The following is a 24,114-nucleotide window of genomic DNA, read 5'->3' on the forward strand; positions in this document are numbered from 1 at the left end:
CCGCCAAAGTTCGCCCGCTCTTCAGCGTGCGGTCGGCCTGCCGTGATCCCACCCCGGCCGCGCGCTCCTGGATCCGGGGATCAGGCCTTGAGCGCCTTGTCGATCGCCGCGGTGAACTCGGCGACCGTCATCGGCGCGTTCTGCCCGTCGGAACCGGTGAGCTTCTCGCCGTCCATCTTCAGCGTGGGTGTGCCCTGGACGTCGCTGCTGTCGAACTTGTCGGACATCTCCAGCGCCCACCTGTCGTAGGTGCCGCCCTCCACGGCCGTCCGGAACTCCTTGTTGCCCTTCAGCTCCTCGACGGAGTTCGCCACCTCGATCAGGTAGGAGTCGTCCTTGAACTTGTCCTCGCTCTCCTCGGGGTGGAACTCGGCCGAGTACAGCGCGGCCTTGTAGTGGAGGAATGCCTCCGGGCCGACGTCCAGCGCGGCGCCCAGGGCGCTCAGGGCGTTCCTGGAGCCCTCGCCGGTCAGGTTGCGGTCGAGGAACGAGGCACCGATGAACTGGACCTTGTACTTGCCGTCCGCGACGTCCTTGTCGATCGTCCCGCCGACGGTCTGCTCGAACGAGGCGCAGATCGGGCAGCGCGGGTCCTCGTACAGCTCCAGGGTCTTCTTCGCGGTGTCCTTGCCGATGACGACGGTGGTGCCGTTCTCGCCACTGGTGTTGGCCGGCTTGACGAGCTTCGCGTCGGCGGCGGCCTCCCACGCGCCGGGCTTGTTGGCCTGGACGACGGCGTAGCCGATGCCGGCGGCTATCGCGAGGACGCCGACGACCGAACCGGCGACGATCAGCTGACGCTTGACCTTGGCCTTCTTGACCTCGCGCTCGCGTTCGACGCGCAGACGCTCACGGGCCGCCGTCTTCGCCGCCTGGCTGTTCCGCTTGCTCATGATGATGGTCTCCACTGGGGACGCGCACAGGGTGTGCGGGATGTGTAGGGGGAACTACCGGTGCTCGGCATGGTGCCGACGCCGAAGGGCTCAGCCGGAGGGCTCAGCCGTCTCAGGCGAGGGCGGTGGAGCACGGCGGTCCACGCCGTCCCAGGAAGTGCACGAGGACCCGGTCCACGGCCGTGGTGGTCCGGTGGCCCGGGCGGGCCGGCCGGCGGACCTCCGGGGCGCGGCGCACGGCCACGGCGGAGACCGCGAGCAGAAGCGGCCGGAACGTGGTCGCCGTCACCGCGCCCAGCAGCTGAGCCAGCGCCCGCTCGCCGCGGTGCAGCCAGGCGGCGGCGAACAGCCCGACGCCGATGTGCGCGCCGAGCAGCAGCCACGCGGTGGCCGGGTCGGCCTGGGCGAGCACCCCGGCGAACCGGTCGCCCCCGTGGGCCGCGGTGCCGGCCACTCGTGTCAGCGGGGTGCCCACGCCCGTGCCGTCGCCGCACAGCACGTCGAAGCCGACCGAGCGCAGCGGGCCCGCGACCGGGCCGCCCATCCGGCCGTAACAGACGTGCTGGCCGGTGGTGAAGACGGTGTCGGCGGCCAGCTCCAGGGGGATCAGCAGGGCGGCGATCCGTCCGAAGGAGCGCTGCCGGCCCGCGAGCGCGTACGCCAGGACGAACACGGCGACGCCGATCACCGCCACCGTGCTCAACGGCAGGGGAGCCCCGGACAGCAGCACGTGCGACGCGGTGCTGAGGGCCACGACCACGGTCGTGAACAGCGCCGCGCGTACGGCTCTGAGCGGGGTTCCGGATATGTCCATGGTGGGGCCGAGTCTGTCATGCGCTCCGGTAAGGGATCCCTAAAGGGTTCCGGTTGGCGGGATTTCCCCGCCGGGGCCCTCCCCACCCGGGGGTCCCCCGGGCGGCGGGAAGGTCACAGTCCGGGGATCCCGCCGTTGCGGAACAGGTCCAGGAAGATCTGGTGGTCGCCGCGCGCACGGGCGCCGTAGCTGTGCGCGAAGTCGACCAGCAGGGGTTCGAGCCCGTCCTCGTCGGCCGCGATCGCCGCGTCGATGGCACGCTCGGTGGAGAACGGCACCAGGGACTCGCCGGAGGTGTCGTCCGCCGCCGCGTGCATCGTGGCCGTGGCCCGGCCGAGGTCGGCGACGACCTGGGCGATCTCGTCGGGCTCGTCGATGTCGCCCCAGTCGAGATCCACCGCGTACGGCGAGACCTCCGCGACCAGCTGCCCCGTGCCGTCCAGCTCGGTCCAGCCCAGCCACGGGTCCGCGTGCGCCTGCAGGGCGCGCTGGGAGATCACCGTGCGGTGGCCCTCGTGCCGGAAGTAGTCCCGGACCCCCGGGTCGGTGATGTGCCGCGAGACGGCCGGGTGCTGCGCCTGCTTGATGTAGATCACCACGTCGTTCTCGAGGGCGTCGCTGTGCCCCTCCAGCAGGATGTTGTACGACGGCAGGCCGGCCGAGCCGATGCCGATGCCCCGGCGGCCCACGACGTCCTTCACCCGGTAGGAGTCGGGACGGGCCAGCGAGGCGTCCGGCAGCGTCTCCAGGTAGCCGTCGAAGGCGGCGAGGACCTTGTAGCGGGTGGCGGCGTCGAGCTCGACCGCACCGCCGCCGGAGGCGAAGCGGCGCTCGAAGTCACGGATGACGGTCATCGAGTCCAGCAGCCCGAACCGGGTCAGCGAGCGGGCGTCGCGCAGCGCGTCGAGCAGCGGGCCCTGCGCGGTGTCCAGGGTGAACGGCGGCACCTCCTCGCTCTTCGCGCCGGTCGCCAGCGCGTGGATCCGCTCCCGGTACGCGGCCGTGTAGATCCGCACCAGCCCGGTGATCTGCTCGTCGCTGAGCGCCTTCGCGTAGCCGATCAGTGCCATGGAGGCGGCGAAACGCTTGAGGTCCCAGATGAAGGGGCCGACGTAGGCCTCGTCGAAGTCGTTGACGTTGAAGACCAGACGGCCGTTGGAGTCCATGTACGTGCCGAAGTTCTCCGCGTGCAGATCGCCGTGGATCCACACCCGGGACGTCCGCTCGTCCAGGTAGGGGCCGCTGTACGTCCCCCCGCCGTCCCGCCCGGCGTTCCCGGCGTCCAGATCGTGGTAGAAGAGGCACGCCGTGCCCCGGTAGAACGCGAACGCCGAGGCCGCCATCTTCCGGAACTTCACGCGGAAGGCGGCAGGGTCGGCGGCCAGGAGCTCGCCGAAGGCGGTGTCGAGAACGGCGAGGATCTCCTCGCCGCGGTGCTCGTCGTCGAGCTGCGGGACCGACATCGCTGGGTGCCTCCTGGTACGGGATGTTCCGGGGACGGCCGATCCGCCCTCCGTCCAACGCGCGGCGCGTCACCGGAGTGCCCGCGCCACGTGCCCGAAGGTACGTCCGGGGAGCCCTCGGGTGTCAGTGCCGGGGCATAGACTTCGACGTTGTCCCCGGACCGTCGGCAGGCGGTCCGAAGCCCGTCGCCGAGCGTTCTCCCTGGAGGCCGAACCGTGTCGAAGACGCCGTTCACGCACCTGCACGTCCACACCCAGTACTCGCTGCTGGACGGTGCCGCGCGGCTCAAGGACATGTTCAACGCCTGCAACGAGATGGGCATGAGCCACATCGCCATGTCCGACCACGGCAACCTGCACGGCGCGTACGACTTCTTCCACAGCGCGCAGAAGGCGGGGGTCACCCCGATCATCGGGATCGAGGCCTATGTCGCGCCCGAGTCGCGGCGCACCAAGCGCAAGATCCAGTGGGGCCAGCCGCACCAGAAGCGGGACGACGTCTCCGGTTCCGGCGGTTACACCCACAAGACGATCTGGGCGGTCGACCGAACGGGCCTGCACAACCTCTTCCGGCTCTCCTCCGACGCGTACGCCGAGGGCTGGCTGCAGAAGTGGCCGCGGATGGACAAGGAGACCATCGCCCAGTGGTCCACCGGGCTGGTCGCCTCCACCGGCTGCCCCTCCGGCGAGGTCCAGACCCGGCTGCGCCTCGGCCACTTCGACGAGGCACTCAAGGCGGCCGCCGACTACCAGGACATCTTCGGCAAGGACCGGTACTTCCTGGAGCTGATGGACCACGGCATCGAGATCGAGCACCGGGTCCGCGACGGCCTGCTGGAGATCGGCAGGAAGCTCGGCATCCCGCCCCTGGTCACCAACGACTCGCACTACACGTACGCGAACGAGGCGACCGCGCACGACGCGCTGCTGTGCATCCAGACCGGCAAGAACCTCTCCGACCCCGACCGTTTCCGGTTCGACGGCACCGGCTACTACCTCAAGTCCACCGACGAGATGTACGCCATCGACTCCTCCGACGCCTGGCAGCAGGGCTGTGCCAACACCAGGCTGATCGCCGAGATGGTCGACACCACGGGCATGTTCGAGAAGCGCGACCTCATGCCCAGGTTCGACATCCCCGAGGGGTACACCGAGGTCAGCTGGTTCCGTGAGGAGACCATGCGCGGCATGCACCGCCGCTTCCCGGACGGCATCCCGGACGACCGCATGAAGCAGGTCGAGTACGAGATGGACACCATCATCTCGATGGGCTTCCCCGGGTACTTCCTCGTCGTCGCCGACTTCATCATGTGGGCCAAGAAGCAGGGCATCGCGGTCGGCCCCGGCCGGGGCTCCGCGGCCGGCTCGATCGTCGCGTACGCGATGGGCATCACCGACCTCGACCCGATCCCGCACGGTCTGATCTTCGAGCGGTTCCTCAACCCCGAGCGCGTCTCCATGCCCGACGTCGACATCGACTTCGACGAGCGCAGGCGCGTCGAGGTGATCCGGTACGTCACCGAGAAGTACGGCGCCGACAAGGTCGCCATGATCGGCACCTACGGCAAGATCAAGGCGAAGAACGCCATCAAGGACTCCGCGCGCGTGCTGGGCTACCCGTACGCCATGGGCGACCGGCTCACCAAGGCCATGCCCGCCGACGTCCTCGGCAAGGGCATCGACCTCGACGGCATCACCAACCCCTCGCACCCGCGCTACAACGAGGCCGGCGAGATCCGCGCGATGTACGAGAACGAGCCGGACGTGAAGAAGGTCATCGACACCGCCAAGGGCGTCGAGGGCCTCGTGAGGCAGATGGGCGTGCACGCGGCCGGCGTGATCATGTCCAGCGAACCCATCGTCGACCACGCCCCGATCTGGGTGCGGCACACCGACGGCGTGACCATCACACAGTGGGACTACCCCCAGTGCGAGTCGCTCGGCCTCCTGAAGATGGACTTCCTGGGCCTGCGCAACCTCACGATCATGGACGACGCCATCAAGATGGTGAAGGCCAACAAGGGCATCGACCTGGAGATGCTCGCCCTCCCGCTGGACGACCCCAAGACCTTCGAACTGCTCTGCCGCGGCGACACCCTCGGCGTCTTCCAGTTCGACGGCGGCCCGATGCGCTCGCTGCTCCGCCAGATGCAGCCCGACAACTTCGAGGACATCTCCGCCGTCTCGGCCCTCTACCGGCCGGGCCCGATGGGCATGAACTCGCACATCAACTACGCGGAGCGCAAGAACGGCCGCCAGGAGATCACCCCGATCCACAAGGAACTGGAGGAGCCGCTCCAGGAGGTGCTGTCGGTCACCTACGGCCTGATCGTCTACCAGGAGCAGGTGCAGAAGGCCGCCCAGATCATCGCCGGCTACTCGCTGGGCGAGGCCGACATCCTGCGCCGCGTGATGGGCAAGAAGAAGCCCGAGGAACTGGCGAAGAACTTCGTCCTCTTCCAGGAGGGCGCCCGCAAGAACGGCTACAGCGACGAGGCGATCCAGGCCCTGTGGGACGTGCTGGTCCCCTTCGCCGGCTACGCGTTCAACAAGGCCCACTCCGCCGCGTACGGACTCGTGTCGTACTGGACCGGGTACCTGAAGGCGAACTACCCGGCCGAGTACATGGCCGCGCTGCTCACCTCGGTCAAGGACGACAAGGACAAGTCGGCCGTCTACCTCAACGAGTGCCGCCGCATGGGCATCAAGGTGCTCCCGCCGGACGTCAACGAGTCCGAGTCGAACTTCGCCGCACAGGGCGACGACGTGATCCTCTTCGGCCTGTCCGCGGTCCGCAACGTCGGCACCAACGTCGTCGAGTCGATCATCAAGTCCCGCAAGGCCAAGGGGAAGTACGCCTCCTTCCCGGACTACCTCGACAAGGTCGAGGCCGTCGTCTGCAACAAGCGCACCACGGAGTCGCTGATCAAGGCGGGCGCCTTCGACTCCATGGGACACACCCGCAAGGGCCTCACCGCCCAGTACGAGCCGATGATCGACAACGTGGTCGCGGTCAAGCGCAAGGAGGCCGAGGGGCAGTTCGACCTCTTCGGCGGCATGGGCGAGCAGGAGACCACCGAGCCCGGCTTCGGCCTCGACGTCACCTTCGCCGACGACGAGTGGGACAAGACGTACCTGCTCGCGCAGGAACGGGAGATGCTCGGGCTCTACGTCTCCGACCACCCGCTGTTCGGGCTGGAGCACGTCCTGTCCGACAAGGCCGACGCGGGCATCTCCCAGCTCACCGGCGGCGACTTCGGCGACGGCGCGGTCGTCACCATCGGCGGCATCATCTCCGGCCTCCAGCGCAAGATGACCAAGCAGGGCAACGCCTGGGCGATCGCCACCGTGGAGGACCTGGCCGGTTCCCTCGAGTGCATGTTCTTCCCCGCGACCTACCAGCTCGTCTCGACCCAACTGGTAGAGGACGCCGTGGTGTTCGTCAAGGGGCGGCTCGACAAGCGTGAGGACGTGCCGCGCCTGGTCGCCATGGAGCTCCAGGTGCCCGACCTGTCCAACGCGGGCACCAACGCGCCCGTCGTGCTCACCATCCCGGCGACCAGGGTCACCCCGCCGATGGTCAGCCGCCTCGGAGAGATCCTCGGCCACCACAAGGGCGACAGCGAGGTCCGCATCAGGCTCCAGGGACCCACGAAGACGACGGTGCTGCGTCTGGACCGCCACCGGGTGAAGCCGGACCCCGCCCTGTTCGGCGACCTCAAGGTCCTCCTCGGCCCGTCCTGCCTGGCGGGCTAGAGCCGGTCCGGCCCGGCCCGTCCGGCCAAAACCGACGGCCGAGAGGGGTGTGCCCGGTGACGGGCACACCCCTGTGCATATGCCGTGTGCCGGGTCTCAAGAGCCCGCCCCGCCGGCGGGCGGTGGGGGCCGAACCCGGTTCCCTGCCCTTGCGGGCGACATCTCCGGGAGAGATCTGCTCGGTCTGCGGCTCGGCGGAGGGATGCCGCACCGTCTGCTGGGCGCGTGCGGTCTGCGGCTGCTTCCGTTCGCGGTTCTTGTTCTTGGCCATGGTGATGCCTCCTGAGGGGAGCTAGGTGCCAGGACCGGGATCAGACTCACATGGCGGAACCCCCTCCGCATGTCGGACAATTACCGTGTGTGACAGGGTGGGTCGGCGAAGGAAGTGTGGAAACGCCACGCCGAAGATCGAGTTCGGGCCGTTAACCCCGGCGCGGTCGGGCAGACTCGAAGCAAGCCCGAAGCAAACCTCCCGGAAAGAGGGTGGAACGCGTGGACCGCTGCATCGTCCTGGTGGACGCCGGGTATCTGCTGGGGGCCGCCGCCAGTCTCCTCGCCGGGGAGCCCTCGCGGTCCCGGATCACCGTCGATCACGCCGCCCTCGTCCAAGGGCTGCGCGAACGCGCCGAGTCCGACACGAGCCGGCCCCTGCTGCGCATCTACTGGTTCGACGGCGCCCCCGACCGGGTGCCGCAGCCCGACCACCGCCGGCTGCGGGTGATGCCCAGGGTCACCGTCCGGCTGGGCGCCCTGACCCGCAGCGACGGGCGCTGGGCGCAGAAGGGCGTCGACGCCGCCATGCACGCCGAGTTGACCGAACTGGCCCGCAACCGCGCCTGCTCCGACATCGTCCTGGTCACCGGCGACGGTGATCTGCTGCCCGGAATGATGGCGGCGAAGGAGCACGGCGTCGCCGTCCACCTGTGGGCCGTCCAGGCCGCCGACGGCGACTACAACCAGTCCGAGGACCTGGTCGCCGAGGCCGACGAACGCCGGGTGCTGGACCGTTCCTGGATCACCCGGGCGGTGCGGGCCAAGGACCACTCCGGGGTGTGCGCCCCGCCCCCCACGGCCCGTCCCGAGATCGCCGCCATCCTCTCCGCCCCCCTGCCGGAGTCCGCGCACGCCCCGGAGGAGGAGCCGGACGCGCACGAGCCGCCGCACCCGGCCGGTACCGGGCACAACGGCACCGGCGACCGGGCCCCCGCCGCCAAGGGTGTGCCCACCCCCAAGGACCTGGCGGCCCTGCGCGGCCCCGGGGCCGCGCATCCCCATCCCCACCCGCCGCAGTCCGCCACCCTGCGCTGGTCGTCCGACAAGGGCTGGGTCGACCGGCCCGTCGCCGAGCCCCCCGAGGCCGCCTCGATGCCGACGCTCGCCCAGCTGACCACGGCGGAGCAGCGGTGGGCCGACCGCGAGGAGGACATCACCACGGTCGGCGGAGACCCCTTCGAGGTGGGGCAGGTCTTCGCCCGCCGCTGGGTGGAGCGGCTGGGGGAGGCGGACGGCATCCAGAAGCTGTCCAACATGTACCCCCGCATCCCGCACCGCGTCGACGGCGAGCTGCTGCGCTACGCCGCCCGCTTCGGCCTGCTCGCCCACAAGGACGACCAGATCGACGAACGCGACCGGTACGCCATCCGCGCGGGCTTCTGGCGCGAGCTGGACGTACGCACGGGGACGGAACGCGCCCCGGCCGGGGAGTGACCCGGCACCCGGACAGGTGCCGTGCGGCGGGTTCGCCGTCCTGCCGGGGGACGCGGGGCGGCCGGTCGACCCGGGAGCGAAGCGGGGGCGCGGACCCCGTAGGCTCGTGCCTTGTGAGTACGCGCGCGGTACAGGCATTCCGGCACGATGATGACGTCGTGTGCGCGGTGCGCGGGCTGACCAAGACCTATCCGGCGGCCCGCGGACGCCGCGGCGTGCCGGCGACCCCCGAGGTCCGGGCCACCGACGACGTCGCCCTCGACGTCCGGCGCGGCGAGATCTTCGGGCTGCTCGGGCCGAACGGTGCCGGCAAGTCCACCCTCGTCCGCCAGATCACCGGGCTGATGCGGCCCGACCGCGGCAGCGTCCGGATCCTCGGCCACGACATCGTGCGCCACCCCGAGCGGGCCGCGCGGATCCTCGCCTACCTCGGGCAGGAGTCCACCGCCCTCGACGAGCTGACCGTGTCCCTCGCCGTCGAGACCACCGCGCGGCTGCGCGGCCTCGACGGGAAACGGGCGTGCGTGGAGCGCGACGACGTCCTCGACGAGCTCGGGCTCACCCCGATCGCCGCGCGCCCTCTCAAGAAGCTGTCCGGCGGCCAGCGCAGACTGGCCTGCTTCGCCACCTCGCTGGTCGGCGAGCGGCCCCTGCTGGTGCTCGACGAACCCACCGCCGGCATGGACCCGGTGGCGCGGCGCGCCGTATGGGCCGCCGTCGACCGGCGCCGGGCCGAGCAGGGCAGCACCGTACTGCTGGTCACCCACAACGTCATCGAGGCCGAGACCGTCCTCGACCGGGTCGCCGTCCTCGACCGGGGCCGGGTGATCGCCTGCGACAGCCCGTCCGGGCTGAAGGAGCGGGTCGCGGGCGAGGTCCGGGTCGACCTGGTGTGGCGCGAGGCGGCCCCGCTGCACGTGCCGGAGGTCGCCGCGCTCCAGGACCGAGCCGTCGGGTCCGGCCGCCGCTGGACGCTGCGGCTCGGACCGGAGGAGGCCCGTGCCGTCGTCGCCACCGTCACCGGCGGCGCCGCCTTCGCCGCCCTGGACGACTTCACGCTCACCACGCCCAGTCTGGAGGACGTGTACCTGGCGCTGGGCGGTGCCGTGCTGCAGGGGCTGGTGAAGGCGTGAGCGGCGGGCCCCTGAGCACACCGGGCGCCGTATCCGTACGGAACAGGACGACCGCCGGAGTGGATCCGGGCGAACCTCCGAGCGAAGGGGAGCAGCGCGACGTGAGTGTCGTACCCGCCGATGTCCTGCCGGGCGCGGTCCTGGCCGGGGAGGAGACCGCGCCGGAACCGGCCGTGCTCGGGCCCCGGGCGCGGCTGTGGCCGTCGCTGGCGGCCGTGTACCGGGCACAGCTCTCCCGGGCGAGGGTGGCACGGATTCCGCTGCTGTTCGTGGCGACCTTCCAGTCCGTCGGGATCATGATCCTGATGCGGGGGGTCGTGGACGGCGGCGCCGAGGCGCGGGCGGTGGTGGCCGGGTCGGCCGTCCTGGTCGTCGCCTTCGTCGCGCTCAACCTCCTCGCGCAGTACTTCGGGCAGCTGCGGGCCAGCGGCGGACTCGACCACTACGCGACGCTGCCGGTGCCGCCGGCCGCGGTGGTGCTGGGCGCTGCCGGTGCCTACGCCTCGTTCACCGTGCCGGGGACCGTGGTGACGGCGGCCTTCGGGTGCGTGCTGTTCGGGCTGCCGATGGCGCATCTGTGGGTGCTGGTCGCGGTGATCCCGCTCTCGGGTGCCGCGCTCGCCGGGCTGGGGGCCGCCCTGGGACTGCTCGCGCCGCGGCCCGAGTTCGCCACGCTGCTCGGCCAGCTGGGCATGTCGGCGGCGCTGCTGCTCGGCGTGCTGCCGGCGGAGCGGCTGCCGGAGGCGGTGCGTGTGGCCCGGGACCTGCTGCCGTCGACGTACGGTGTCGAGGCCCTCGCGCGGACCTTCGCGCCGCATCCCGACTGGGCGCTGGTCCTCGGCGATCTCGCGGTGTGCGGGGCGGTCGGCGTGCTCTCGCTGGCCGTGGCGACCTGGGCGTACCGCAGGGCCGCCGTCCGCTGACCCGCCGGGAGATCCTTCGGTCTCCTGTCCGGTGCCACGCCGCACAGCCGGGCCTGGCACGATGTCAGGGTGAGCGCACCCCTGACCCCACCACCGCCTCCGCATGAACACTCCCCGCACGGCGGGTGGCAGCCGCCGTCCGCCGGGCAGCCGGCCGCCACCTCCGGGGACGGGGCCGTCCCGGACGACGCGGTCGCCGGGCACGGGGGCCGGGCAGGGTGGTACGGCTGGTACGCACAGGACGGCCCCGGCATGAAGAGGGAACTGGGTGAGGCCGCCGTCGTCACGGTGGCGGTGGCACTCTGCGGGGTGCTGCTCGGGGTGCTGTGGTGGTGGCTGGCGCCGCGCGTCCCGCTGGTGGGCGACCTCGCGGGCGACAACTGGGTCGTCTACCTCAAGGACACCGAGGGCGAGCAGGCCATCGGCGTGGACGGGACGTTCACACTGCTCGCGCTGGCCTTCGGCGCGGTGAGCGCGCTCGCCGTGTTCCTCGTGCGCCGGAGCGGGGGAGTGCCGCTGGTGGTGGCGCTCGGGGTCGGCGGGCTGCTCGGGTCGCTGCTCGCGTGGCGGCTCGGGGTGTGGCTCGGGCCCGCGCAGGACGTCGTCGCCCACGCGAGGGACGTGGGCAAGGGCGTGACGTTCGACGCGCCGCTGAAGCTGAGCGCCAAGGGGGCGCTGCTGGCCTGGCCGTTCGCCGGGCTGGTCGTCCATCTGGGCCTGATCGCGCTGTTCGGCCCCCGCGACCCCGGCCCCTGCCCACCGGCCGACCCGTACGTCCCGCAGCCGCCGCACGACGGATCCCCGAAGGCGTAGGGCCTGCCCGCCTGCCCGGCGGCAGGCCCTACGGCCCGGTCGCGGTGTCGGGCCGGGCGCCTGCCGGGGTTCGCGCGGTCCTTCCTGGTCCGCCCCCTGCGTTCGCGTGTTCTCTTCCACAGGCCTCTTCCGGGCCACCGAAGAAGCCGGGGCCCGTCCGGGGACTGTCAGCTGCTGCCGGGGAGCGTGCACGAGGGCGGTCGGACCCGATCGTGTGAGGGGCGGCTTCCGGGTTTGCGGGCCTCCGGGTTTGCGGCGTCGTGGGCCGTCCGGGTCAACGTGATCGTGTGATCCGGGACCCCGGGCTGGGCGTCGGCGAGCGGGCCCCCCGCCCCACCGGAGTGGTGGTTCAGGGCCTCCCCGTCACCTCCGGCCGTACTCACGTGGCCGGGTCGCGCAGGCGGTCGGCCACCCTGGCCCGGACCGCGCACAGGGCGCGTGGCGGCGCCGCCACGGGGCCCCGAGTACGCCGGGGGGCCTTTGTGGGGTGCCTCCCCACGCCCCGTGCGCGGTGGGGGAGCGGCCAGGGCGGTTCGGGGCGTGCGGCTGAGCGGACTTACTCCTGCCCGGTCCGGAGGAACGGTCAGGCACGCCCGATGGGGGCGAGTACCGCTGAGGTCAGTCCGGCCAGATCGGTGGGGGAGAGCTCGACCTCCAGGCCGCGGCGGCCGGCCGACACGCAGATCGTCTCGTGCAGGCCGGTCGAGTCGTCCAGCACCGTACGCAGCTTCCTGCGCTGGCCGAGGGGTGAGATGCCGCCCCGGACATAGCCCGTGGTGCGTTCCGCGAGGGCGGGGTCGGCCATCGCGGCCCGTTTGCCGCCGACCGCCGCCGCCAGGCCTTTCAGGTCCAGCTGGCCCGCCACCGGGACCACCGCCACCGTCAGCACGCCGTCGACGTCCGCCACCAGCGTCTTGAAGACCCGCTCGGGGGAGACGCCCATCGCCTCGGCCGCCTCCTCGCCGTACGACGCGTGGGAGGGGTCGTGGTCGTAGGAGTGGACCGTGAACGGCACCCCGGCCGCGGTGAGTGCCACCGTCGCGGGCGTGCCGCCCGACTGCTGCTGTTTCCTCGGCTTCTTCGCCATCCCGGCCCTGTTCCCGCCTCTTCGCTCGGTCCTGTTTCCGTCCGGTTCCCGTCCCGTTCCGGAAAGCCGTACGGCCGTACGTCAGTTGAGGTGCGTCGGCCCGCGGGTCAGCTCCACCGCCGGCAGGGACGGCAGGTTACGGATGATGGCCGTCTCCGTGCGAAGGAGTTCCAGCTCGTCGCGGAGCCGGGAGGCCGTGTCCGGTGCCTGGAGCAGACGTTGCTTCGTCGGCGTGTCGAGCATCATCGCGGCGGCGACCAGGTAGGACACCACCCCCGGTTCGTCCGGCAGTTCCGCGCCGGTCGCCAGCGACCGCTCCCGCGCCCCCGCCAGCCGCTTCTGGTACTGGCGGAAGGCCCGCAGCACCCCTTCGGCGAGCGTCCCCGCCTCTTCGCCGGGCGCCTCGAGCACCGGCTCCAGCTCGGCCGTCAGGAACGGACCGGAGGCATCGACCGACAGCAGCCGTGCCCGTGTCGTCCCGGTCGCCAGTACCTCGAAGGTGCCGTCGGCCCGCTCCCGGATCGTCGCCGCGTCGGCCACGCAGCCCACCTTGTGGAAGGACCGGAGCGGGTCGGTGCCGAAACCCGCCGCGGGACCCTGCTCGGGCACGGCCGTAGGGTCCGGCAGGCCGGGGGCGCTCGGGGCGACCTCGTGGCCGTCGCGGATCGTCACGACGGCGAACCGGCGCGGCCCGTCCTCCGGTTTCTTCAGAAGCTCGCGCATCATGGCGCGATAACGCTCCTCGAAGATGTTCAGCGGAAGCACGAGCCCGGGGAACAGCACCGAGTTCAGGGGGAAGAGCGGGAGCCGGGCGGTGGTCACGACGCAAAAGCCTAATGGTCGCCGAACCGGGCCCGGCGGCCCCGTTCACTCCGTGGATGCCAGGAGCCCGCCGAAGAGGCCCCGGCGGGGCCGGCGGCCACCGCCTCGGACAGGCTTTGGCGCACCTCCAGGAACCGGCCGAGAGGATCCTCCGCTTCCCGGTCCCAGGGGGTGGAGGTGGCGTACGGGCCGGTGAGCCGCAGCTGCTCCAGGGCGTCCGGCCCGCGCTCCAGGCGCAGCAGGACGTATGCCAGCAGGTTGCGCAGGCCGGCCGGCCGGGGGTGGGCTGCCGGAAGCCGGGCGGACAGGGCCAGAGCGCGGTCGGCCGCCGCGTCGAGCCGTTCGCGTGGCACCGCGGGGCCGCCGCCGTCGGTGAGGTACCCGAAGGCCGCCCGCAGCGGCAGGGCCTGCGTGAGCGAGCCGTCCGGCGCGTCCTGCGCGGCCTGGTCGGCGAAGTCGAAGCACACGAGGTGTGCGCCCTGCCAGGAGGACGACAGATAGCGCAGCGCCGCCACATGACAGCCGTGGTGGTGCGGGGCCCGGCGGACCGCGGCCTCCCACAGCTCCTGGAAGTACCGGTGCCCGGCACGGGCGCCGCGGGCGTGGTCCAGGGCGAGCCGCCACGGCACCGGGTCGCGGTGGTCGGCCCGCGCGGCGGCCGTGATCAACGGGCTCACCTCGCGCAGCAGTTCGACACGCACCGGTGAGTCCCAGGCGCGGTGCACCGCCCGCTGGGCCTCCACGAGCAGTCCGTCGGGGCTGAGCGGGTCGAGGGCGCGCCAGGTGTCCAGCCATTCGGGGCGCGAGCGGGCGAAGAAGGCCAGCTTTCGCACGTACCGGTCGCGGAGCTCCCACGCCCCGCGGTGCCGGGTGGCGGCGAGCAGGCCGGCGGCGGACGCGGGGTCGCCGCCCGCGACCCCGACCAGGACCGGCCCCAGCACCTCGTCGGGGGCGTCGAGCAGTACCTCGGTGTCCGGGGGCAGCACGAGAGCGACGGGCCGGGCGGTGCCCGTCTTTTCTCGCACCCGGGTCGCGCGGGTGAACGCCTGCAGCAGAGCCATGGTGTCGACCATTGAAAGACCGCAGGTCACAGCGACGCCAGACCCTTCACGGAAGTGACGGAAGGTTGTACGCCACCCGGTCAAGGCCGGGTAAAAAAGGGAAGGGTGGCCGGGGGGCTGCAGCAGGCCGAACGGCTGGTCGCATGCCTGACAGAGGCCTGAGAGAGGTCTGAGAGAGGCCTGGCAGAGGCCGGCCGGGGCACGGGCCGGGGGCAGGGGCCCGCTTCGGGATCCGGCCGGGGCGGGCCCGGTGGTGTGCCGGGGTGGGGACCGGCCGGGTCCGGCCGTGCCGCCTGCCGGGGTCCGTGGGGCAGCACGGGGCCCGGTGGGTCCGTCAGCCGCGGCGCAGGGTCCGGGTCGCCCCCGCCGCCACCGTCGTGGCGAGGACCCAGCCGAGCAGGATCAGAGCGGTCGCGAGCCACTGCCAGCCGCCGCGCAGCTGCCAGAACCCCGCCTGGCCCAGGTCGATCACCGGCAGCAGCAGGTCAAGGGCGAAGAGGGGCGGGTTCCACACGGGATGCCCGTCGCTCTTGACCTGTGGATGGTGCGCGTGCGCGAACGCCAGCGAACCGCCCGCCCACAGCACCGCCATCCACACCGCGGCCCGCCCCGGCCGGTAGCCGTAGGCGACCGTCAAGTCCTGCGCGTAACCCCACAGCTTGGCCGCCAGGGGCAGGCTCTCGCGGCGGTGGCGCTGCTTGGCGAGCAGCACCTCGCGGGCCTCCTCGTCCTCACCGCCCGCCCGCAGTACGGCGGCCAGCCGCTCGTACGGCTCCGGGGTGTACTCGGCGCTCGCCGCGGCCACCCACTCCAGCCGCCGGGCCAGCGGGAACGGCCCGCGCGGCACGAGGTTCTCGTAGACGAAGCCGCCCATGTGCAGCCGGCCGGGGCCCGGCCAGCTGTCCGCCCGGTCGATCAGGTTGACCACCCGCGCCCCCGACAGCGTCACTCTTCCGCGGGCCGGCCGCTCCCCGAGGAACCGCAGTTCCGGTGTCTGCACCCGGCGCAGCGACAGCTCCTGGTCGTCGGTCAGGGTGAACCGGGCCTGCTCGAAGTCGACCGCGTCCCCGAACCGCCCGTCGTCCAGCCGCACCCCGCCCTTGCACTCGAACCGCTGGATCCGCGTCCCGCGCGCCGGTGTCATCCCGCTGCGCGCCTGCGCGCCGACCCCGGCCGGCGTCAGGTACAGCGACCGCTCGACGGTCAGCTGCGGCGCGTTCAGCGCGAGCCGGGCGGACGGGTTCAGCAGCCGGGCCCCGCGCAGATTCACCGAGACGCCCACCGTCGCGCTGCGCAGGCTCAGCTCACCGTGCGACTCCAGCAGTTCCGCCTGGAGGTCCTGGCCGACGGTCATACCGTCCGCGGCGATCGACCGGCCGTTGCGGTCGCGGTGCACGACCGCCTGGTTGAGCAGCAGATCCGTACCGATCCGGGCGTCGGTCAGCCGTATGCCTCCCAGGAACCGGCAGCGGGGCAGATGCAGATCGCCCTCGGTCTGCAGCCGGGCCGCCTCCAGCCGCGGCACCGAGCAGTCCACCATCCGCACCGTCGTGAAGCGGGCCTCCGGCAGCAGCACGTCCCGTTCGAAACGGCAGTCGCGCATCTCCACGTACGGCGCCACCGTGCCGCCCGCGAGGTCCAGCACACCGCTGATCAGCACCCCGACCAGCTTCAGCGAGGAGACCCGGCCGGCCAGGGCCGGCGGGCCGTCCAGCAGGAGCCAGCACACGATACGGGCCCGGACCGTCCGCTCGGGCCCCCACGGATGCCCTCCGTGCGGATCGTCGACGGCGGCGTCCCCGCTGCTCAGGTCGTACACGCTGCCGTTGCGGAAGGCCTGCCACATGCCGGCCTCCGCCGCCGTCAGGTCGTCCGGGACCTCGCCTGCACGTCGTCCCTCCTCTTCGGTCACGGTCCTCCCTCCCTCCCCAGGTACTCGTGGGTTCGTCATTTCGTACAACTCGTATGCGTACAACGGTTCATGCCCACTGGGTGACCCTTCGAACACAGAACGTAAGAAGGATCTCTCCGGTATGCACAATGGGTTACCGAGGGGGGTGTGTATCAGCCATTGGAACGCCTGCACGGCGCCCGGCGCGGGTCTGAGAGAATTGGGCACGTGATCTCCCGAATCGATCTGCGCGGCGACGCCCTCCCCGAGGGCCCCGCCCTGCGCGACCTGCTGCCCCGAGCCGACTTCGACGTCGCGGCCGCCCTCGAGAAGGTGCGGCCCATCTGCGAGGACGTGCACCATCGGGGCGACGCTGCGCTGATCGACTTCGCCGAGCGGTTCGACGGCGTGCGTCTGGAATCCGTCCGGGTCCCCGCCCGGGCGCTCGCCGACGCGCTGGAGCGACTGGACCCGGCCGTCCGCGCGGCCCTGGAGGAGTCCATCCGCCGCGCCCGGCTCGTGCACCGCGCGCAGCGCCGCGAGTCCCACACCACCCAGGTCGTGCCCGGAGGCACCGTCACCGAGAAATGGGTGCCGGTCGACCGGGTGGGCCTGTACGCGCCCGGCGGGCGCTCCGTCTACCCGTCCTCCGTGATCATGAACGCGGTCCCGGCCCAGGAGGCCGGCGTCGAGTCGATCGCCCTGGCCTCCCCGGCGCAGAAGGAGTTCGGCGGACTGCCGCACCCGACGATCCTCGCCGCGTGCGCCCTGCTCGGCGTGGACGAGGTGTACGCCGCGGGCGGTGCCACCGCCGTCGCCATGTTCGCGTACGGCACCGAGTCCTGCCCGCCCGCCACCATGGTCACCGGTCCCGGCAACATCTGGGTCGCCGCCGCGAAGCGCTACTTCACGGGCCGCATCGGCATCGACGCCGAGGCGGGGCCGACCGAGATCGCGGTCCTCGCCGACGACACGGCCGACCCGGTGCACGTCGCCTCCGACCTGATCAGCCAGGCCGAGCACGACCCGCTGGCCGCCGCCGTCCTCGTCACCGACTCCGCCGGCCTCGCGGACGCCGTGGAGAAGGAACTGGCCCTCCAGGTCGCCGCCGCCCGGCACGTCGAGGACCGGATCGCCCCCGCCCTCGCCGGCCGCCAGTCCGCGATCGTCCTGGTCGACGGCCTCGACGAGGGCCTGCGCGTGGTCGACGCCTACGGCGCCGAGCACCTCGAGATCCAGACCGCCGACGCCGCCGCGCTCGCCGACCGGGTCCGCAACGCCGGCGCGATCTTCGTCGGCCCCTGGTCCCCGGTCTCCCTGGGCGACTACGCGGCCGGCTCCAACCACGTCCTGCCCACCGGCGGCTGCGCCTGCCACTCCTCGGGCCTGTCCGTCCAGTCCTTCCTGCGCGGCATCCACATCGTCGACTACACCGAGGACGCGCTGGCCGACGTCGCGCACCACGTGGTCACGCTCGCCGAGGCGGAGGACCTGCCCGCGCACGGCACGGCGATCAAGGTCCGTTTCGCCGGAGGCGAACAGGGCGGGTACCGCGCCGGAGGCGAACAGGGCGGGTACCGCGGCTGGAAGGCACCCGAGAGCAAGTGAACGCCATCAACGCCACCGACCCCACGGGCGTCACCATCGACGACCTCCCCGTACGCGACGAACTGCGCGGCAAGTCCCCCTACGGCGCGCCCCAGCTCGACGTCCCCGTACGGCTGAACACCAACGAGAACCCCTACCCGCTGCCCGAACCGCTGGTCGAGCGGATCGCCGAGCGGGTCCGGGAGGCCGCCCGCCACCTCAACCGCTACCCCGACCGGGACGCGGTCGAGCTGCGCACCGGACTGGCCGCCTACCTGACGAAGACCGGCGGACACCCCGTCGGAGTGGAGAACGTCTGGGCCGCCAACGGCTCCAACGAGGTCATCCAGCAGCTGCTGCAGGCCTTCGGCGGCCCCGGCCGCACCGCGATCGGCTTCGAGCCCTCGTACTCGATGCACGGACTCATCGCACGCGGCACCGGCACCGGCTGGATCTCCGGCCCCCGGGGCGAGGACTTCACCATCGACCTGCCCGCCGCCGAGAAGGCGATCGCCGAGCACCGCCCGGACGTCGTCTTCGTCACCACCCCCAACAACCCCACCGGCACCGCGGTCCCCGCCGGGACCGTCCGCGCCCTGTACGAGGCCGCGCAGGCGGCGAGGCCGTCGATGGTGGTCGTGGACGAGGCGTACGTCGAGTTCAGCCACGGCGACTCGCTGCTGCCGCTGATCGAGGGCCGCCCGAACCTCGTCGTCTCCCGCACCATGTCGAAGGCGTTCGGCGCGGCGGGCCTGCGCCTCGGCTACCTCGCCGCGCACCCCGCCGTCGTGGATGCCGTGCAGCTCGTCCGTCTGCCCTACCACCTGTCCGCCGTCACCCAGGCGACCGCGCTGGCCGCCCTGGAACACACGGACACGCTGCTGAAGTACGTCGAGCAGCTGAAGCGGGAGCGGGACCGCCTGGTCACCGAACTGCGCGCCCTCGGCTTCGACGTGACCGAGTCCGACGCGAACTTCGTCCAGTTCGGCACGTTCGCGGACGCCCACGTGGTCTGGCAGAAGATCCTCGACCGGGGCGTCCTGGTCCGGGACAACGGCGTGCCGGGACGGCTGCGGGTCTCCGCGGGCACCCCGGCCGAGAACGACGCGTTCCTCGACGCGGTCGGTGAACTGGTCAGCTACGTGGGGGCCGCCCCCACACCCCCGAAGGAGCAGAGCGCATGAGCCGCGTAGGACGCGTCCAGCGGACCACGAAGGAGACGTCGGTCCTCGTCGAGATCGATCTCGACGGCACGGGCAAGACGGAGATCTCCACCGGGGTCGGCTTCTACGACCACATGCTCGACCAGCTCGGCCGGCACGGTCTGTTCGACCTGACCGTGAAGACCGAGGGCGACCTGCACATCGACTCGCACCACACCATCGAGGACACCGCCCTGGCCCTCGGCGCCGCCTTCAAGCAGGCCCTCGGCGACAAGGTGGGCGTCTACCGCTTCGGCAACTGCACGGTCCCGCTGGACGAGTCCCTCGCCCAGGTCACCGTCGACCTGTCCGGCCGCCCCTATCTCGTGCACACCGAGCCCGAGAAGATGGCGCCGATGATCGGCGAGTACGACACCACGATGACCCGGCACATCCTGGAGTCCTTCGTCGCCCAGGCCCAGGTCGCGCTGCACGTGCACGTGCCGTACGGGCGCAACGCGCACCACATCGTCGAGTGCCAGTTCAAGGCCCTCGCCCGAGCCCTGCGGTACGCGTCCGAGCGCGACCCGCGCGCGGCGGGCATCCTGCCCTCCACGAAGGGCGCCCTGTAGGCATGAACGGCCTGTCCACCGCACTGATCGTCGTCGGCCTGTTCTTCGTCGGCGGCGTCGTCTCGTTCACCAAGCAGAAGATGCCCAAGGGGGTGACCGCGGTGCTCGCCGCCGGAGCCGTGCTGTGTCTGACCGCGGGCGTCCTGCGGCTGGAGGTGTGACCGTGAGCACCACCAAGCGGGTCGTGGTCTTCGACTACGGCTTCGGCAACGTCCGTTCCGCCGAGCGCGCCCTCGCCCGCGCGGGCGCCGACGTGGAGATAACCCGCGACTTCGACACCGCCATGAACGCCGACGGGCTGCTGGTCCCCGGCGTCGGCGCCTTCGCCGCCTGCATGAAGGGCCTCAGGGAGGCGCGCGGCGACTGGATCATCGACCGCCGGCTGTCCGGAGGCCGGCCCGTCATGGGCATCTGCGTCGGCATGCAGATCCTGTTCGCCCGCGGCATCGAGCACGGCGTCGAGACCGAGGGCATGGACGAGTGGCCCGGGACGGTCTCGCCGCTCCAGGCCGACATCGTGCCCCACATGGGCTGGAACACCGTGGACGTGGCGGCCGGCTCCGAGCTCTTCGCCGGCCTGGACGCGGACGCCCGCTTCTACTTCGTGCACTCCTACGCCGTCCACGACTGGACCCTCCAGGTGGACAACCCGGTGATGCGGGCGCCCAAGGTCACCTGGTCCACCCACGGCGAACCGTTCGTCGCCGCCGTGGAGAACGGCACCCTGTGGGCGACACAGTTCCACCCCGAGAAGTCCGGCGACGCCGGAGCCCAGCTCCTCACCAACTGGATCGGAACCCTGTAGCGACATGGCCAAGCTCGAACTCCTCCCCGCCGTCGACGTCCGCGACGGCCAGGCCGTCCGCCTCGTGCACGGCGAGTCCGGCACCGAGACCTCCTACGGCTCCCCCCTCCAGGCCGCGCTCGCCTGGCAGCGCTCGGGCGCCCAGTGGCTGCACCTGGTGGACCTGGACGCCGCGTTCGGCACCGGCGACAACCGCGCGCTGATCGCCGAGGTCGCCGGCGCCATGGACATCAAGGTGGAACTGTCCGGCGGCATCCGCGACGACGAGACCCTCGCCGCCGCCCTCGCCACCGGCTGCACCCGTGTCAACCTCGGCACCGCCGCCCTGGAGACCCCCGAGTGGGTCGCCCGGGTCATCGCCGAGCACGGCGACAGGATCGCCGTCGGTCTCGACGTGCGCGGCACCACGCTGCGCGGCCGCGGCTGGACGCGCGACGGCGGCGACCTCTACGCGACGCTGGAGCGCCTCAACAAGGAGGGCTGCGCCCGCTACGTCGTCACCGACATCGCCAAGGACGGCACCCTCCAGGGCCCCAACCTGGAGCTCCTGAAGAACGTCTGCGCCGCCACCGACCGCCCCGTCGTCGCCTCCGGCGGCGTGTCGTCGCTCGACGACCTGCGGGCCATCGCCGAGCTCGTCCCGCTCGGCGTCGAGGGCTCCATCGTCGGCAAGGCCCTGTACGCGAAGGCGTTCACCCTGGAAGAGGCCCTGGAGGCCACCTCGTGAAAAAGGACACAGCCCGATGACCTCCGAAGCCGTACGGCGCGTACGGGGCGACAGTCCCCGGGACGAGTCCTTCGGGTCCGCGCGCGCCGTCGCGGCGGGCGACCGCGTCCTGGTGGCCGGCACCACCGCGTTCAGGGGCGATGTCCTGTACGGGGAGGGCGACCCGTACGAACAGGCCAAGGCGGCCTTCGGCAGCGCCCTGGAGGCGATCGCCGAGTTCGGGCTCGGCGCCGACTCCGTCATCCGCACGCGCGTGTACCTCGCGCACTCGCGGGACATCGACGCGGCGGGCCGCGCCCACAAGGAGCTGTTCGACACGGTGCGCCCGGTCACGACCCTCCTGGTGGTGGAGGGCTTCATGGACTCGCGCGTACTGGTGTCGGTGGAAGTCGAAGCATTCAGAGGAGCCGTGATCCCATGACCCTGGCGGTCCGAGTCATCCCCTGCCTGGACGTGGACAACGGCCGGGTCGTCAAGGGCGTCAACTTCCAGAACCTGCGTGACGCGGGCGACCCCGTCGAGATGGCCAAGGTGTACGACACCGAGGGCGCCGACGAGCTGACGTTCCTGGACATCACCGCCTCGTCGGGCAACCGCGAGACGACCTACGACGTGGTGCGCCGCACCGCCGAACAGGTGTTCATCCCCCTGACCGTGGGCGGCGGCGTCCGTACCACCGAGGACGTGGACAAACTGCTGCGGGCGGGCGCCGACAAGGTCGGCGTCAACACCGCCGCGATCGCCCGCCCGGACCTCATCCGGGAGATCGCCGAGCGTTTCGGCCGCCAGGTCCTCGTCCTGTCGGTCGACGCCCGCCGCACCGAGTCCGGCGGCTCCTTCGAGGTCACCACGCACGGCGGGCGCCGGGGCACCGGCATCGACGCCGTCGAGTGGGCCCACCGGGCCGCCGAACTGGGCGCGGGCGAGATCCTGCTCAACTCCATGGACGCGGACGGCACCAAGGACGGCTACGACCTGGACATGATCGCCGCCGTCCGCAAACACGTCACCGTCCCGGTGATCGCCTCGGGCGGCGCGGGCCGGCTCACCGACTTCCCGCCCGCCGTCGCCGCGGGCGCCGACGCGGTCCTGGCCGCCTCGGTCTTCCACTTCGGCGACCTGCGCATCGGCCAGGTCAAGCAGACCCTGCGGGAAGCGGGCCACCCGGTGCGGTGACGCCCGCCGCCCGGCCGGCTCGCTCAGTCCTTCCTGGACTGGGCGAGCCGGACCAGGTTGCCGACCGTGTCGTCCAGGACGGCGGTGAGCACCGGGCCCTGGTGCTGCGGCTCCTGGACGAAGGCCACGCCCTCGCCGCGCAGCCGCTCGTACTCCGCGCGGAGGTCCGTCACCGAGAACACGATGACGGGCAGCCCCGCCTCCCGCACCGCCCTGCGGTACGGCTCCGCGATGGGATCCCGCCCCGGCTCCAGCAGCAGCTCCAGGTCCTGCTGTGCCCCCTCGCCCGCCCCGACCGTGACGAGCAGGGTGCCGTCGCCCTGGTCCGTTCGGGTGCGGGTCTCGAAGCCGAGGACACCGGTGTAGAACGCGTGCGCCCTGGCCACGTCGTCGACGTACACGCTGGTCATGGCGACCTTGATCATGGGGGTTCTTCTCCCGGTCTTGCGGTGCCGGACGGCCCCCGGGGCCGTCCGGATTCAGATGCCGAGCTGCTTGGACGCGTTCAGCCTCTCGATCGCGTCCGCGTCGCCCACCAGCTCGACCTCGGCCACCTCGCGCCGCCCGTAGACGAACAGCAGCAGCTCCGAGGGCTCCCCGGTCACCGTGACCACCGGTGTGCCGCGGTGGGCCACCGCCGTCCGGCCGTCCGGGCGGCGCAGCACCAGGCCCGTGGCCGCGCCGCGGCCCACCATCCGGGCGGTCTGCTCCAGCCGCGACCACAGGGTGTCCTGGAACACCGGGTCGAGTTCACGCGGCGTCCAGTCGGGCTGCGCGCGGCGCACGTCCTCCGTGTGGACGTAGAACTCGACGACGTTCGACAGCTCGTCGATCTGCTTGAGGTTGAAGGGCGAGAACCGCGGCGGGCCGGTACGGATGAGCCGGATCAGCTCCTCGTACGGCTTGGCGGTGAACTCCGCCGTCACCCGCTCCAGACGCTGGGCGAGCTGCTTGACCACGATCCCGCCGGCGGCGTCCGGGCGGCGCTCGCGCACCACCACGTGGGCGGCGAGGTCGCGGGTGCGCCAGCCCTCGCACAGAGTGGGCGCTTCCGGGCCCGCGGTCTCCAGCAGATCGGCCAGGAGGAGCCGTTCACGCTTCGCATGGGTCGACATGCAGCCAGCCTACGGCGCCCCGCCCGGTCCGCACACCCGCCGCCCGGCCACCTCCCGACGGGGCGCGTACGCGCCCCGGCTCCCGCCGCGCCCTTCCAACCGGTGGACGGCAGCCGGGCGCCGCCCTCCCGCGCGGCACAATGGTTCCCATGACCAGCACGTCCCGGCCCAGCCGCATCGACCCCGAGATCGCCGCACGGCTCAAACGCAGCCCAGACGGCCTCCTGCCCGCCATCGCCCAGCAGTACGACACCCGCGAGGTGCTGATGCTGGGCTGGATGGACGACGAGGCGCTGCACCGCACCCTGACCACCGGCCGCTGCACCTACTGGTCGCGCAGCCGCCAGGAGTACTGGGTCAAGGGCGACACCTCCGGGCACGTCCAGCACGTGAAGTCCGTCGCCCTGGACTGCGACGCCGACACCGTCCTCGTCCAGGTCGACCAGACGGGCGCCGCCTGCCACACCGGAGCCCGCACCTGCTTCGACGCCGACGTGCTGCTCACGGACGCCTCCGCGGACCGCGTCGGCCGCGGCGCGCACGCCCCCGGTCGGTAAGGTCTGCCGC

Annotated in this window: 23 protein-coding genes; 14 read left to right on the plus strand and 9 right to left on the minus strand. The window is 72.1% G+C overall.

Translation table 11 applies throughout. The features are described from left to right. Nucleotides 1–80 precede the first annotated feature (80 nt). The 3 genes from ORI94_RS02885 to ORI94_RS02895 form a co-directional block, all read right to left on the minus strand. On the minus strand, nucleotides 81–893 hold the full coding sequence (locus ORI94_RS02885) for a thioredoxin domain-containing protein (RefSeq protein WP_266072093.1): 813 nt from the start codon (nucleotides 891–893) through the stop codon (nucleotides 81–83). 112 nt (nucleotides 894–1,005) lie between these two features. Beyond that, nucleotides 1,006–1,707 carry a hypothetical protein gene (locus ORI94_RS02890; protein WP_266072094.1) on the minus strand — a complete coding sequence of 234 codons (702 nt, stop codon included), beginning with the start codon at nucleotides 1,705–1,707 and terminating at the stop codon, nucleotides 1,006–1,008. Nucleotides 1,708–1,820: 113 nt separating this feature from the next. Beyond that, entirely contained in the window at nucleotides 1,821–3,170 is a 1,350-nt protein-coding gene (locus ORI94_RS02895; RefSeq protein ID WP_266072095.1) for a DUF2252 domain-containing protein, read from the minus strand. A 216-nt stretch (nucleotides 3,171–3,386) separates the two neighbouring features. Here ORI94_RS02895 and dnaE point away from each other — a divergent pair, with 216 nt between their 5' ends. The 5 genes from dnaE (at nucleotide 3,387) to ORI94_RS02920 (ending at nucleotide 11,502) form a co-directional block, all read left to right on the plus strand. Then, nucleotides 3,387–6,926 (plus strand): DNA polymerase III subunit alpha, encoded by a 3,540-nt coding sequence (dnaE, locus tag ORI94_RS02900; protein WP_266072096.1) that lies wholly within the window; start codon nucleotides 3,387–3,389, stop codon nucleotides 6,924–6,926. A gap of 492 nt (nucleotides 6,927–7,418) precedes the next feature. Next, nucleotides 7,419–8,633 carry an NYN domain-containing protein gene (locus tag ORI94_RS02905; RefSeq protein WP_266072097.1) on the plus strand — a complete coding sequence of 405 codons (1,215 nt, stop codon included), beginning with the start codon at nucleotides 7,419–7,421 and terminating at the stop codon, nucleotides 8,631–8,633. Nucleotides 8,634–8,791: 158 nt separating this feature from the next. Continuing rightward, the gene (locus tag ORI94_RS02910; protein WP_266072533.1) at nucleotides 8,792–9,766 is read left to right on the plus strand and encodes an ABC transporter ATP-binding protein; all 975 of its coding nucleotides are present in this window, start codon (nucleotides 8,792–8,794) and stop codon (nucleotides 9,764–9,766) included. A gap of 101 nt (nucleotides 9,767–9,867) precedes the next feature. Then, nucleotides 9,868–10,689, plus strand: coding sequence for an ABC transporter permease (locus ORI94_RS02915; RefSeq protein ID WP_266072098.1), 822 nt, complete (start codon nucleotides 9,868–9,870; stop codon nucleotides 10,687–10,689). Nucleotides 10,690–10,758: 69 nt separating this feature from the next. Beyond that, on the plus strand, nucleotides 10,759–11,502 hold the full coding sequence (locus ORI94_RS02920; protein WP_266072099.1) for an AAA family ATPase: 744 nt from the start codon (nucleotides 10,759–10,761) through the stop codon (nucleotides 11,500–11,502). Nucleotides 11,503–12,085: 583 nt separating this feature from the next. Here ORI94_RS02920 and ybaK read toward each other — a convergent pair. From ybaK to ORI94_RS02940, 4 genes are all read right to left on the minus strand, one after another. Continuing rightward, the gene (ybaK, locus tag ORI94_RS02925; protein ID WP_266072100.1) at nucleotides 12,086–12,589 is read right to left on the minus strand and encodes a Cys-tRNA(Pro) deacylase; all 504 of its coding nucleotides are present in this window, start codon (nucleotides 12,587–12,589) and stop codon (nucleotides 12,086–12,088) included. An 81-nt stretch (nucleotides 12,590–12,670) separates the two neighbouring features. After that, a complete protein-coding gene (locus ORI94_RS02930; RefSeq protein ID WP_266072101.1) occupies nucleotides 12,671–13,411 on the minus strand; it encodes an LON peptidase substrate-binding domain-containing protein in 741 nt (246 codons plus the stop codon). Nucleotides 13,412–13,422: 11 nt separating this feature from the next. Then, a complete protein-coding gene (locus tag ORI94_RS02935) occupies nucleotides 13,423–14,484 on the minus strand; it encodes a hypothetical protein (protein WP_266072102.1) in 1,062 nt (353 codons plus the stop codon). Nucleotides 14,485–14,806: 322 nt separating this feature from the next. Continuing rightward, nucleotides 14,807–16,384, minus strand: coding sequence for an oxidoreductase (locus ORI94_RS02940; protein ID WP_266072103.1), 1,578 nt, complete (start codon nucleotides 16,382–16,384; stop codon nucleotides 14,807–14,809). A gap of 207 nt (nucleotides 16,385–16,591) precedes the next feature. Here ORI94_RS02940 and hisD point away from each other — a divergent pair, with 207 nt between their 5' ends. The 8 genes from hisD to hisF are packed head-to-tail and all read left to right on the plus strand — an operon-like array spanning nucleotide 16,592 to nucleotide 22,432. Further along, on the plus strand, nucleotides 16,592–17,971 hold the full coding sequence (gene hisD / locus ORI94_RS02945; protein ID WP_266072104.1) for a histidinol dehydrogenase: 1,380 nt from the start codon (nucleotides 16,592–16,594) through the stop codon (nucleotides 17,969–17,971). Between the two features lie 5 nt (nucleotides 17,972–17,976). Next, nucleotides 17,977–19,134, plus strand: a complete 1,158-nt coding sequence (locus ORI94_RS02950) for a histidinol-phosphate transaminase (protein WP_416237766.1) — start codon at nucleotides 17,977–17,979, stop codon at nucleotides 19,132–19,134. Further along, nucleotides 19,131–19,724 carry an imidazoleglycerol-phosphate dehydratase HisB gene (hisB, locus tag ORI94_RS02955; RefSeq protein ID WP_266072105.1) on the plus strand — a complete coding sequence of 198 codons (594 nt, stop codon included), beginning with the start codon at nucleotides 19,131–19,133 and terminating at the stop codon, nucleotides 19,722–19,724. The genes ORI94_RS02950 and hisB overlap by 4 nt, the downstream gene beginning before the upstream one ends. Before the next feature lie 2 nt (nucleotides 19,725–19,726). Continuing rightward, nucleotides 19,727–19,885 carry a hypothetical protein gene (locus tag ORI94_RS02960; RefSeq protein WP_042166022.1) on the plus strand — a complete coding sequence of 53 codons (159 nt, stop codon included), beginning with the start codon at nucleotides 19,727–19,729 and terminating at the stop codon, nucleotides 19,883–19,885. Further along, on the plus strand, nucleotides 19,882–20,529 hold the full coding sequence (hisH, locus tag ORI94_RS02965; protein WP_266072106.1) for an imidazole glycerol phosphate synthase subunit HisH: 648 nt from the start codon (nucleotides 19,882–19,884) through the stop codon (nucleotides 20,527–20,529). The genes ORI94_RS02960 and hisH overlap by 4 nt, the downstream gene beginning before the upstream one ends. Before the next feature lie 4 nt (nucleotides 20,530–20,533). After that, the gene (gene priA / locus ORI94_RS02970; protein ID WP_266072107.1) at nucleotides 20,534–21,256 is read left to right on the plus strand and encodes a bifunctional 1-(5-phosphoribosyl)-5-((5-phosphoribosylamino)methylideneamino)imidazole-4-carboxamide isomerase/phosphoribosylanthranilate isomerase PriA; all 723 of its coding nucleotides are present in this window, start codon (nucleotides 20,534–20,536) and stop codon (nucleotides 21,254–21,256) included. Nucleotides 21,257–21,272: 16 nt separating this feature from the next. Beyond that, nucleotides 21,273–21,677 (plus strand): Rid family hydrolase, encoded by a 405-nt coding sequence (locus ORI94_RS02975; RefSeq protein ID WP_266072108.1) that lies wholly within the window; start codon nucleotides 21,273–21,275, stop codon nucleotides 21,675–21,677. Then, a complete protein-coding gene (gene hisF, locus ORI94_RS02980; protein ID WP_266072109.1) occupies nucleotides 21,674–22,432 on the plus strand; it encodes an imidazole glycerol phosphate synthase subunit HisF in 759 nt (252 codons plus the stop codon). The genes ORI94_RS02975 and hisF overlap by 4 nt, the downstream gene beginning before the upstream one ends. Nucleotides 22,433–22,455: 23 nt before the next feature. Here the strand turns inward: hisF and ORI94_RS02985 are convergent, their stop codons facing one another. Then, nucleotides 22,456–22,857: a VOC family protein gene (locus ORI94_RS02985; RefSeq protein ID WP_266072110.1), complete on the minus strand. Its 402-nt coding sequence runs from the start codon at nucleotides 22,855–22,857 to the stop codon at nucleotides 22,456–22,458. Nucleotides 22,858–22,911: 54 nt separating this feature from the next. After that, nucleotides 22,912–23,547 carry a TIGR03085 family metal-binding protein gene (locus ORI94_RS02990; protein WP_266072111.1) on the minus strand — a complete coding sequence of 212 codons (636 nt, stop codon included), beginning with the start codon at nucleotides 23,545–23,547 and terminating at the stop codon, nucleotides 22,912–22,914. Between the two features lie 149 nt (nucleotides 23,548–23,696). Here ORI94_RS02990 and hisI point away from each other — a divergent pair, with 149 nt between their 5' ends. After that, complete coding sequence (gene hisI / locus ORI94_RS02995) at nucleotides 23,697–24,104, plus strand: phosphoribosyl-AMP cyclohydrolase (RefSeq protein WP_266072112.1); 408 nt, start codon at nucleotides 23,697–23,699, stop codon at nucleotides 24,102–24,104. Nucleotides 24,105–24,114: the final 10 nt, after the last annotated feature.

Source organism: Streptomyces sp. NEAU-W12, assembly GCF_026242095.1.
Lineage (GTDB): Bacteria > Actinomycetota > Actinomycetes > Streptomycetales > Streptomycetaceae > Streptomyces.

Coding starts and splice junctions, on each gene's coding strand:
- ORI94_RS02885 (WP_266072093.1), bottom strand. CDS start 893: ATGAGCAAGCGGAACAGCCAGGCGGCGAAGACGGCGGCCCGTGAGCGT.
- ORI94_RS02890 (WP_266072094.1), bottom strand. CDS start 1,707: ATGGACATATCCGGAACCCCGCTCAGAGCCGTACGCGCGGCGCTGTTC.
- ORI94_RS02895 (WP_266072095.1), bottom strand. CDS start 3,170: ATGTCGGTCCCGCAGCTCGACGACGAGCACCGCGGCGAGGAGATCCTC.
- ybaK (WP_266072100.1), bottom strand. CDS start 12,589: ATGGCGAAGAAGCCGAGGAAACAGCAGCAGTCGGGCGGCACGCCCGCG.
- ORI94_RS02935 (WP_266072102.1), bottom strand. CDS start 14,484: ATGGTCGACACCATGGCTCTGCTGCAGGCGTTCACCCGCGCGACCCGG.
- hisB (WP_266072105.1), top strand. CDS start 19,131: ATGAGCCGCGTAGGACGCGTCCAGCGGACCACGAAGGAGACGTCGGTC.
- ORI94_RS02960 (WP_042166022.1), top strand. CDS start 19,727: ATGAACGGCCTGTCCACCGCACTGATCGTCGTCGGCCTGTTCTTCGTC.
- priA (WP_266072107.1), top strand. CDS start 20,534: ATGGCCAAGCTCGAACTCCTCCCCGCCGTCGACGTCCGCGACGGCCAG.
- ORI94_RS02975 (WP_266072108.1), top strand. CDS start 21,273: ATGACCTCCGAAGCCGTACGGCGCGTACGGGGCGACAGTCCCCGGGAC.
- hisF (WP_266072109.1), top strand. CDS start 21,674: ATGACCCTGGCGGTCCGAGTCATCCCCTGCCTGGACGTGGACAACGGC.
- ORI94_RS02985 (WP_266072110.1), bottom strand. CDS start 22,857: ATGATCAAGGTCGCCATGACCAGCGTGTACGTCGACGACGTGGCCAGG.
- ORI94_RS02990 (WP_266072111.1), bottom strand. CDS start 23,547: ATGTCGACCCATGCGAAGCGTGAACGGCTCCTCCTGGCCGATCTGCTG.
- hisI (WP_266072112.1), top strand. CDS start 23,697: ATGACCAGCACGTCCCGGCCCAGCCGCATCGACCCCGAGATCGCCGCA.